At 54.7% G+C, this 8,591-nt stretch carries 8 protein-coding genes and 1 pseudogene; 5 read left to right on the forward strand and 4 right to left on the reverse strand.

Annotated features, from left to right (window positions below):
• The 5 genes from PSF42_RS20095 to PSF42_RS20115 form a co-directional block, all read left to right on the forward strand.
• On the forward strand, positions 1-352 hold a 352-nt coding region (locus tag PSF42_RS20095; RefSeq protein WP_000454193.1), incomplete at its 5' end, for a DUF3330 domain-containing protein.
• Between the two features lie 175 nt (positions 353-527).
• Positions 528-1,088: a recombinase family protein gene (locus tag PSF42_RS20100; protein WP_001161490.1), complete on the forward strand. Its 561-nt coding sequence runs from the start codon at positions 528-530 to the stop codon at positions 1,086-1,088.
• Between the two features lie 3 nt (positions 1,089-1,091).
• Positions 1,092-4,058, forward strand: coding sequence for a Tn3-like element TnAs1 family transposase (locus tag PSF42_RS20105; RefSeq protein WP_001138014.1), 2,967 nt, complete (start codon positions 1,092-1,094; stop codon positions 4,056-4,058).
• Positions 4,059-4,064: 6 nt separating this feature from the next.
• The gene (locus PSF42_RS20110) at positions 4,065-5,012 is read left to right on the forward strand and encodes a TnsD family Tn7-like transposition protein (RefSeq protein ID WP_430459161.1); all 948 of its coding nucleotides are present in this window, start codon (positions 4,065-4,067) and stop codon (positions 5,010-5,012) included.
• Positions 5,013-6,629, forward strand: a complete 1,617-nt coding sequence (locus PSF42_RS20115) for a Tn7-like element transposition protein TnsE (RefSeq protein ID WP_000251879.1) — start codon at positions 5,013-5,015, stop codon at positions 6,627-6,629. It begins immediately after the preceding gene.
• Between the two features lie 55 nt (positions 6,630-6,684).
• On the opposite strand, the pseudogene PSF42_RS20120 reads toward PSF42_RS20115, so the two are convergent.
• From PSF42_RS20120 to PSF42_RS20135, 4 genes and pseudogenes are all read right to left on the reverse strand, one after another.
• Positions 6,685-6,837 (reverse strand): annotated as a pseudogene (locus tag PSF42_RS20120) (IS256 family transposase); the annotation flags it as partial.
• 22 nt (positions 6,838-6,859) lie between these two features.
• Positions 6,860-7,237: a hypothetical protein gene (locus PSF42_RS20125; protein ID WP_001271300.1), complete on the reverse strand. Its 378-nt coding sequence runs from the start codon at positions 7,235-7,237 to the stop codon at positions 6,860-6,862.
• Between the two features lie 409 nt (positions 7,238-7,646).
• Entirely contained in the window at positions 7,647-8,018 is a 372-nt protein-coding gene (locus PSF42_RS20130) for a hypothetical protein (RefSeq protein ID WP_000119696.1), read from the reverse strand.
• A 60-nt stretch (positions 8,019-8,078) separates the two neighbouring features.
• On the reverse strand, positions 8,079-8,591 hold a 513-nt coding region (locus tag PSF42_RS20135), incomplete at its 5' end, for a hypothetical protein (protein ID WP_224171326.1).

Here is an 8,591-nt window from a genome sequence, read left to right on the forward strand (position 1 = left end):
AATGGAGGTGGTAGCCGAGGGTGTGGAAACACCCGACTGCCTTGCGTGGTTGCGGCAGGCGGGTTGCGACACGGTGCAGGGTTTCCTGTTCGCCAGGCCGATGCCGGCGGCGGCCTTCGTCGGCTTCGTCAACCAATGGAGGAACACCACCATGAACGCCAATGAACCGAGCACCAGTTGCTGCGTGTGCTGCAAGGAAATCCCGCTCGATGCCGCCTTCACGCCGGAAGGGGCCGAGTACGTGGAGCATTTCTGCGGGCTGGAGTGCTATCAGCGCTTCCAGGCGCGGGCCAGCACTGCGACCGAAACCAGCGTCAAACCGGACGCTTGTGATTCGCCGCCGTCAGGTTGAGGCATACCCTAACTTGATGTCAGGCAGGGCCGCGCCGCTTCGTCAGAATAGAGTCTGCTTTCCCATTTTTTGACACATGCCCGCGAAGGTTATAGATTTCAGCCTGACAGAAATGGGCTTTGAGGCACAACGGAACAGAAAGTGCACTTAAGCCGCCTTCAACCAAGGAGACATCGTGCAGGGGCACCGCATCGGCTACGTCCGGGTCAGCAGCTTTGACCAGAACCCGGAACGCCAGCTGGAACAAACCCAGGTGAGCAAGGTGTTCACCGACAAGGCATCGGGCAAGGACACCCAGCGCCCCCAGCTCGAAGCGCTGCTGAGCTTCGTCCGCGAAGGCGATACAGTGGTGGTGCACAGCATGGATCGGCTGGCCCGCAACCTCGATGACCTGCGTCGCTTGGTACAGAAGCTGACTCAGCGCGGCGTGCGCATCGAGTTCCTGAAGGAGGGCCTGGTGTTCACTGGCGAGGACTCGCCGATGGCCAACCTGATGCTGTCGGTGATGGGGGCCTTCGCTGAGTTCGAGCGCGCCCTGATCCGCGAGCGGCAGCGTGAGGGCATCGCCTTGGCCAAGCAGCGTGGCGCGTACCGGGGCCGCAAGAAAGCCCTGTCCGATGAGCAGGCTGCTACCCTGCGGCAGCGAGCGACGGCCGGCGAGCCCAAGGCGCAGCTTGCCCGCGAGTTCAACATCAGCCGGGAAACCCTCTACCAGTACCTCCGCACGGACGACTGACACATGCCGCGTCGCTTGATCCTCTCGGCCACGGAGCGGGACACCCTGCTTGCGCTGCCGGAAAGCCAGGATGACCTGATCCGCTACTACACCTTCAACGACTCCGACCTGTCGCTGATCCGCCAGCGACGCGGCGACGCCAACCGCCTCGGCTTCGCCGTGCAGCTCTGCCTGCTGCGCTACCCCGGTTACGCGCTGGGAACCGACAGCGAGCTGCCCGAGCCGGTCATCCTGTGGGTGGCGAAGCAAGTCCAGGCCGAGCCGGCGAGCTGGGCAAAGTACGGCGAGCGCGACGTGACCCGTCGCGAGCATGCCCAGGAACTGCGCACCTACCTGCAACTGGCCCCGTTCGGCCTGTCCGACTTCCGCGCCCTGGTGCGCGAGCTAACCGAGCTGGCCCAGCAGACCGACAAAGGCTTGCTGCTGGCCGGTCAGGCCCTGGAGAGCCTACGGCAGAAACGACGCATCCTGCCGGCGCTGAGCGTGATTGACCGGGCCTGCTCGGAAGCCATTGCGCGAGCCAATCGGCGGGTCTACCGCGCCCTGGTCGAACCACTCACGGACTCGCATCGGGCCAAGCTGGACGAGCTGTTGAAGCTCAAGGCCGGCAGCAGCATCACCTGGTTGACCTGGCTGCGCCAGGCACCGCTGAAACCCAACTCTCGGCACATGCTGGAACACATCGAGCGGCTGAAGACATTTCAGTTGGTGGACTTGCCCGAAGGCCTGGGCCGGCACATCCACCAGAACCGCCTGCTCAAGCTGGCCCGCGAGGGTGGGCAGATGACGCCCAAAGACCTCGGTAAGTTCGAGCCGCAGCGCCGCTACGCGACCCTGGCCGCCGTGGTGCTGGAGAGCACCGCGACCGTGATCGATGAGCTGGTCGATCTGCATGACCGCATCCTGGTCAAGCTGTTCAGCGGCGCGAAGCACAAGCATCAGCAGCAGTTCCAGAAGCAGGGCAAGGCGATCAACGACAAGGTGCGCCTGTACTCCAGGATCGGCCAGGCGCTGCTGGAAGCGAAGGAAAGCGGCAGCGACCCCTATGCCGCCATCGAGGCGGTGATTCCCTGGGACGAGTTCACCGAGAGCGTCAGCGAGGCCGAGCTGCTGGCCCGGCCGGAAGGCTTCGACCACCTGCACCTGGTCGGCGAGAACTTCGCCACCCTGCGCCGTTACACGCCGGCCTTGCTGGAGGTGCTGGAACTGCGCGCCGCGCCGGCCGCGCAAGGCGTGCTGGCAGCCGTGCAGACCCTGCGTGAGATGAACGCCGACAACCTGCGCAAGGTGCCGGCCGATGCACCCACGGCCTTCATCAAGCCGCGCTGGAAGCCGCTGGTGATCACCCCGGAAGGCCTCGACCGGAAATTCTACGAAATCTGCGCCCTGTCCGAGCTGAAGAACGCCCTGCGCTCCGGCGACATCTGGGTCAAGGGCTCGCGGCAGTTCCGCGACTTCGACGACTACCTGCTGCCGGCCGAGAAGTTCGCCGCACTCAAGCGCGAGCAGGCCCTGCCCCTGGCGATCAACCCGAACAGCGACCAGTACCTGGAAGAGCGTTTGCAGCTGCTGGACGAGCAGTTGGCCACCGTCACCCGCCTGGCCAAGGACAACGAGCTGCCCGATGCCATCCTCACCGAGTCAGGGCTGAAAATCACCCCGCTGGATGCGGCGGTGCCGGATCGGGCGCAGGCGCTGATCGACCAAACCAGCCAGTTACTGCCGCGCATCAAGATCACCGAACTGCTGATGGACGTGGACGACTGGACGGGCTTCAGCCGCCACTTCACCCACTTGAAGGACGGGGCCGAGGCCAAAGACAGGACGTTGCTGCTGTCCGCAATCCTCGGTGATGCGATCAACCTCGGGCTGACCAAGATGGCCGAGTCGAGCCCCGGCCTGACCTACGCCAAGCTGTCCTGGCTGCAAGCCTGGCACATCCGCGACGAAACCTATTCGGCGGCCTTGGCCGAGCTGGTCAACCACCAGTATCGCCACGCCTTTGCCGCCCACTGGGGCGACGGCACGACCTCATCCTCCGATGGCCAGCGCTTCCGCGCGGGTGGCCGGGGCGAGAGCACCGGGCACGTCAACCCGAAGTACGGTAGCGAGCCGGGACGGCTGTTCTATACCCATATCTCCGACCAGTACGCGCCGTTCAGCACCCGCGTGGTGAATGTCGGCGTCCGCGATTCCACCTATGTGCTCGACGGCCTGCTGTACCACGAGTCCGACCTGCGGATCGAGGAGCACTACACCGACACGGCCGGCTTCACCGATCACGTCTTTGCCCTGATGCACCTGCTAGGCTTCCGCTTCGCGCCGCGCATCCGCGACCTCGGCGAAACCAAGCTGTACGTGCCGCAGGGCGTGCAAGCCTACCCGACGTTGCGCCCGCTGATCGGCGGCACCCTGAACATCAAGCACGTGCGTGCCCACTGGGACGACATCCTGCGCCTGGCCAGCTCGATCAAGCAGGGCACCGTCACCGCCTCGCTGATGCTGCGCAAGCTCGGCAGCTACCCGCGCCAGAACGGACTGGCCGTGGCCCTGCGCGAGCTGGGCCGGATCGAGCGCACGCTGTTCATCCTGGACTGGCTGCAAAGTGTTGAACTGCGCCGCCGCGTGCATGCCGGCCTGAACAAAGGTGAGGCGCGCAACTCGCTGGCCAGGGCGGTGTTCTTCAACCGCCTTGGGGAAATCAGGGATCGGAGCTTCGAGCAGCAGCGCTACCGGGCCAGCGGCCTCAACCTGGTGACGGCGGCTATCGTGCTGTGGAACACGGTGTACCTGGAACGCGCCACCCAGGGGTTGGTCGAGGCCGGCAAGCCGGTGGACGGCGAGCTGCTGCAATTCCTGTCGCCGCTGGGCTGGGAGCACATCAACCTAACCGGCGATTACGTCTGGCGGCAGAGCCGCAGACTGGAAGACGGGAAGTTTCGGCCCTTACGGATGCCCGGAAAACCTTAGCGTACGATTTTTTCCGAATTCTGCGGGCTCCCCTTAGATGCTCCACGAGCGCAAGAGCTTTCCCCAAGCCTTGAGCAGTGGACGCTGTTTTATCAGCGCTTAGCGCAGGATCTAGGGCTAACCAAAAGCAAGCACATTCGTCATGACTTGGTGGCGGAGAGAGTGAGGCAGACTTTTAGTGATGAGGCACTAGAGAAACTGGATTTAAAGTTGGCAGAGAACAAGGACACGTGTTGGCTGAAAAGTATATTCCGTAAGCATAGAAAAGCCTTTAGTTATTTACAGCATAGTATTGTGTGGCAAGCCTTATTGCCAAAACTAACGGTTATAGAAGCGCTACAGCAGGCAAGTGCTCTTACTGAGCACTCTATAACGACAAGACCTGTTAGCCAGTCTGTGCAACCTAACTCTGAAGATTTATCTGTTAAGCATAAAGACTGGCAGCAACTAGTGCATAAATACCAAGGAATTAAGGCGGCAAGACAGTCTTTAGAGGGTGGGGTGCTATACGCTTGGCTTTACCGACATGACAGGGATTGGCTAGTTCACTGGAATCAACAGCATCAACAAGAGCGTCTGGCACCCGCCCCTAGAGTTGATTGGAACCAAAGAGATCGAATTGCTGTACGACAACTATTAAGAATCATAAAGCGTCTAGATAGTAGCCTTGATCACCCAAGAGCGACATCGAGCTGGCTGTTAAAGCAAACTCCTAACGGAACCTCTCTTGCAAAAAATCTACAGAAACTGCCTTTGGTAGCGCTTTGCTTAAAGCGTTACTCAGAGAGTGTGGAAGATTATCAAATTAGACGGATTAGCCAAGCTTTTATTAAGCTTAAACAGGAAGATGTTGAGCTTAGGCGCTGGCGATTATTAAGAAGTGCAACGTTATCTAAAGAGCGGATAACTGAGGAAGCACAAAGATTCTTGGAAATGGTTTATGGGGAAGAGTGAGTGGTTAGGCTAGCTACATTTAATGACAATGTGCAGGTTGTACATATTGGTCATTTATTCCGTAACTCGGGTCATAAGGAGTGGCGTATTTTTGTTTGGTTTAATCCAATGCAAGAACGGAAATGGACTCGATTTACTCATTTGCCTTTATTAAGTCGAGCTAAGGTGGTTAACAGTACAACAAAGCAAATAAATAAGGCGGATCGTGTGATTGAGTTTGAAGCATCGGATCTTCAACGAGCCAAAATAATCGATTTTCCTAATCTCTCGTCCTTTGCTTCCGTACGCAACAAGGATGGAGCGCAGAGTTCATTTATTTACGAAGCTGAAACACCATATAGCAAGACTCGTTATCACATCCCACAGTTAGAGCTAGCTCGGTCATTATTTTTAATTAACTCCTATTTCTGTCGAAGCTGTTTGAGCAGTACCGCTTTACAGCAAGAGTTCGACGTTCAGTATGAGGTTGAGCGAGATCATTTAGAGATAAGGATCTTACCCAGTTCATCGTTTCCTAAAGGGGCGTTAGAGCAGTCGGCCGTAGTGCAGCTTTTGGTTTGGTTGTTTTCGGATCAAGATGTTATGGATTCGTATGAAAGTATTTTTAGGCACTATCAACAAAATAGAGAAATTAAGAACGGCGTTGAAAGCTGGTGCTTTAGCTTTGACCCTCCGCCCATGCAGGGTTGGAAATTACATGTAAAAGGACGTTCTTCTAACGAGGATAAGGATTATTTAGTTGAGGAAATAGTAGGTTTAGAAATCAACGCTATGCTTCCTAGCACAACAGCTATTAGCCATGCCTCTTTTCAGGAAAAGGAGGCAGGTGATGGTAGTACGCAGCACATAGCGGTTTCAACAGAGTCAGTTGTTGATGATGAGCATCTACAGTTGGACGATGAGGAAACAGCCAATATAGACACAGACACACGAGTCATAGAGGCTGAGCCGACATGGATAAGTTTTAGTAGACCTAGTCGAATTGAAAAATCTCGCAGGGCAAGAAAAAGTAGCCAAACTATTTTAGAAAAAGAAGAAGCAACAACAAGTGAAAATAGTAATTTGGTTAGTACTGATGAGCCACACTTAGGTGGTGTCCTAGCAGCGGCAGATGTGGGTGGGAAGCAGGATGCAACCAATTACAACTCTATTTTTGCTAATCGATTTGCTGCTTTTGATGAGCTACTTTCAATTCTAAAAACTAAATTTGCATGTCGGGTGCTTTTTGAAGAAACCTTGGTTTTGCCAAAAGTTGGGCGTAGCCGATTACATCTGTGTAAAGATGGCTCACCAAGAGTGATTAAAGCCGTTGGGGTGCAACGTAATGGCAGTGAATTTGTATTGCTAGAGGTGGATGCATCGGATGGGGTGAAAATGCTTTCTACCAAAGTGTTGAGTGGCGTTGATAGCGAAACATGGCGGAATGATTTTGAAAAGATACGGCGTGGAGTGGTGAAGAGCTCATTGAATTGGCCAAATAGTTTGTTTGATCAATTATATGGACAAGACGGGCATAGAGGGGTGAATCATCCAAAGGGGTTGGGGGAGCTGCAAGTATCGAGAGAGGATATGGAAGGGTGGGCTGAGAGAGTGGTTAGAGAGCAATTTACGCATTAAAGGAATGACTGAAAGAGCCTGTAAACCCTTTTGTGTAAGTGCTTTTGCCGGTCAGTTAAAGGTGGCCATTTAAACGGTCACCAAATTCGATCATAAAACGGTTCATGGCCGGCTTCCAGTTGCGGATCGGCATCGTCCATTTCTTGGTCGCCGCCTGGATAGCCAGGTACACCACCTTCATCGCTGATTCGTCCGTAGGGAACACCTTGAGTTCATATTAATGGAATTTTCTACAAATAGCCTCCGTGGTTTTGAGGGGGGATTACAGACGATCCATAGTAGTAATCCAATGAGTTCTTGAGCGCGGCGACATGTTTGGACGCCTTGGCAAAAATTAGAGCCTGCTTGAAGTGCAGGCGAGCACGTGCTTGGACGATTGATCCATTCGCGGTCAAAAACTCAATCTTGGATGACAGCGTGTCAGGAAATCCAATATCGAAGTCCCGCCCCGTGTCAAAGTAGGGCATTTCATGATCAAAGGACGAAGCTTCCCAGGCCACTTCCCTAATATTCCAGCCGCTAGAAACAAGATTTCGTACGACTTCATCAACTTTTTTGCTTTCCAACTTGTCACAAAGTGCATAGGCAAGAGCTTTGGCGGCAGACACGTGCGTTTCCTCTTAAACATAGGTCGAACGGATACCCGAGGCAAAGCGGAGCATTAGTCCCAAAGCATCTCCGGTAGATCCGGAGGCTCCATACTGAAGGCATGGCATCTTGGGCATTGATATTTGAAACTTCTCTCTAGATAGCAGGGATTTCTTGGCCTTGCCTCATGCTGATAGCTTGTAAATATCACACGATCCTTAGCCCCACAAAGTGAGCATACTCCGTAGCTTTCATTTATAGAAATCGTCGTTAGATTGTCGCAGCATGTGCACGTTCCGACTATTTGCTCAGGAAGCATCGCCATACCTTGGCCTAGGTAAAGAAGATCAGACTCGTAGCCACATCGGTGGCAACTGAGCTTGTACGCAATGCCCATCTGGTTGTCTCACCTGAATCGTAACGTCAGAGCTATTCATCCATCCATTCGGCATCAATGTATGCCACTAAGCCGACCAGCTGACCGTTTGGACTGAAGTATGTTGCCTGCACCCCACTTGACATCTCATCAATACCACCGCACTGCGCTAGGCGCCGGTCCCACTTGCCCACAGAAGCGTCAGGATCGGCTGAGTTCCCCAAGACCCTTGTGAGCCATGCCTCCTTTAACTCAACCTCTCGAATGATTGCGTCGGCCAGCTCCTCCGCGTTATCTAGTTCGACATAGTCTGGAATTCGGACGTACGTTCTGAACACAGCTGGATACTTACTTGGGCGATTGTCATACATGACATCAACAATGTACCCGTTTGTGTAACCGTCTCTTGGAGGTTCGTATGACACTAGTGGTTCCCCTCAGCTTGCGACTAGATGTTGAGGCCTAACATTTTATTAGAGAGCAGGCTAGTTGCTTAGATACATGATCTTCAGGCCGTTATCTGTCAGGGCAAGCGAAAATTGGCCATTTATGACGACCAATGCCCCGCAGAAGCTCCCATCTTTGCCGCCATAGACGCCGCGCCCCCCTTTTGGGGTGTAGAACATCCTTTTGCCAGATGTGGAAAAGAAGTTCGTTGTCCCATTGTTGGCAATGACGTAGTAGCCGGCGAAAGTGCGAGACCCATTTGCGCTATATATAAGCCTACGATTTCCGTTGCGACTATTGTCGTAATTGGATGAACTATTATCGTAGTTGCTCTCAGAGTTGTCGTAATTTGATGGACTATTGTCGTAATTGCTTATGGAGTTGTCGTAGTTGCTTGGAGAAATGTCGTAGTTGGATGGGGAGTAGTCATAGGGAAGACGAGCTTCATCCACTAAAACAATTGGCAGGTCAGCAAGTGCCTGCCCCGATGCCATCGCAAGTACGAGGCTTAGAACCACCTTCAACAGATCGCGCATAGTCTTCCCCAGCTC

The sequence above is a fragment of the Providencia sp. PROV032 genome, assembly GCF_028484875.1.
In the GTDB taxonomy this organism is placed as follows: Bacteria; Pseudomonadota; Gammaproteobacteria; order Enterobacterales; family Enterobacteriaceae; genus Providencia; species Providencia rettgeri_E.

Bases quoted from the DNA above. Each gene is read 5' to 3' on its own strand.
- PSF42_RS20105 (WP_001138014.1), top strand. From the start codon at position 1,092: ATGCCGCGTCGCTTGATCCTCTCGGCCACGGAGCGGGACACCCTGCTT.